This is a genomic window from Frankia sp. CoWAU3, assembly GCF_977971855.1.
In genome coordinates this window covers 3865-5243 of record NZ_CDWWXB010000103.1, presented here as the reverse complement: position 1 = coordinate 5243, position 1379 = coordinate 3865, and the positions used below count along the sequence as shown (strand labels likewise).

At 75.1% G+C, this 1379-nt stretch carries 1 protein-coding gene; it reads left to right on the top strand.

Going from position 1 to position 1379, the window contains the following annotated elements; genetic code table 11:
* Window positions 1-146 precede the first annotated feature (146 nt).
* The coding region (locus AC08ON_RS10895; protein WP_476616898.1) for an SCO6880 family protein at window positions 147-1379 on the top strand (1233 nt) is incomplete at its 3' end.

Genomic DNA, 1379 nt, shown 5'->3' with positions numbered 1-1379 from the left:
GGTACGCCCGGTACGGCGGCCGCCGGTCCCCCGGGAGCGAGCGCGGCCCCTGAGGCTGTCCGCGGCGCGGGGCAGACCGCGGCAGCCAGGATGACCCCGCCGACAGGACCGTCGCCGATCGGAACCCAGGGTGGGGGTGAGGGGACATGACCGAGCCGACGCCGGTACGGACCTACGGTGGCTGGCGGCGGGCCCGCGGGCTGGGTCTGATGGGTCTGACCACCGGGCAGACGTTGGCCGCCCTGGGCATGTTCGTACTGGTGCTGCTGGCGGCCACGATCCGCCCACGGGCGCTGTTGGTGCTCGGCCCGCCGCTGGCGGTGCTGCTGGGAGTGACGGTGGCCCGCTGGGACGGGATCCCGCTGCTGCATGTCCTGGTGCAGCACGTCCGCTGGCGGTATGCGGTGCTGCGCGGCTGGAACCGGCGGGACGGCGGGGTGCTGGTGGCCCACCCTCGGGCCTGGCAGCTGCCCGGGGTGCTGGCCCCGATGGCCCTCGTCGACGTCGAGGACGGCGCCGGGGGCCGCTACGGGCTGGTCTGGGACCGCCGCACCGGCCTGCTGACCGCGACGATACGGGTGTCGGCCACCTCTACCTGGCTGGCCGGCTCGGACGCGGACACCTGGACGGCGGCCTGGGGCGGCTGGCTGGCCAGCCTCGGCTACCTGCCGGCGGTGCGCTGGGTCGCGGTCACTGTGGACACCGCACCAGACCCAGGCACGACCCTGCGCGACGCCCTCCTGGGCACGCTGGACCCTGCCGCACCCTCCGTGGCCCGGCAGCTCGTGCACGACCTGGTGGCCTCCCCGCACACTACGGCCGACGTCGACACCCGGGTGTCGATCACGTTCGATCCGCGGTTCGCGCCGACCCGACCAGCGAAGGTACTGGACGCGGCGGTGGAGTTCTCCCGCACCCTGATCGGGCTGGAATCGGCGCTGGGTGGCTGCGGGGTCACGGTGCTGGGCCGGGCCAGCGCGGCCGAGCTCGCTGGCGCCGTGCGGGTCGCGTTCGACCCGGCCAGGCGGGGAGAGGTCATCCGGCTGCTGGAAGGCAGCGCCCGCGGCGAGCGGAGGCTGCTGCGCTGGGCGGACGCCGGGCCGGTCGCCGCACGCGAAACCTGGGACGCCTACCGACACGACTCCGGACTGAGCACCTCCTGGGGCTGGCGGGAGGCCCCCCGCCAGCTGGTGCACTCCGATGTGCTGGCTCGCCTGCTCGCGCCAGGCCCCTGGCCGACACGGGTGACGATGCTCTACCGGCCCATGCTCGCCGGTGTCGCGGCCCGGACGTTGGAGACGGAGGTCAACGCCGCCACGTTCCGGGCGCTCTACCGGGCCCGCACTGGCCGGGACGCTACCGCCCGCGACAACGCGGAC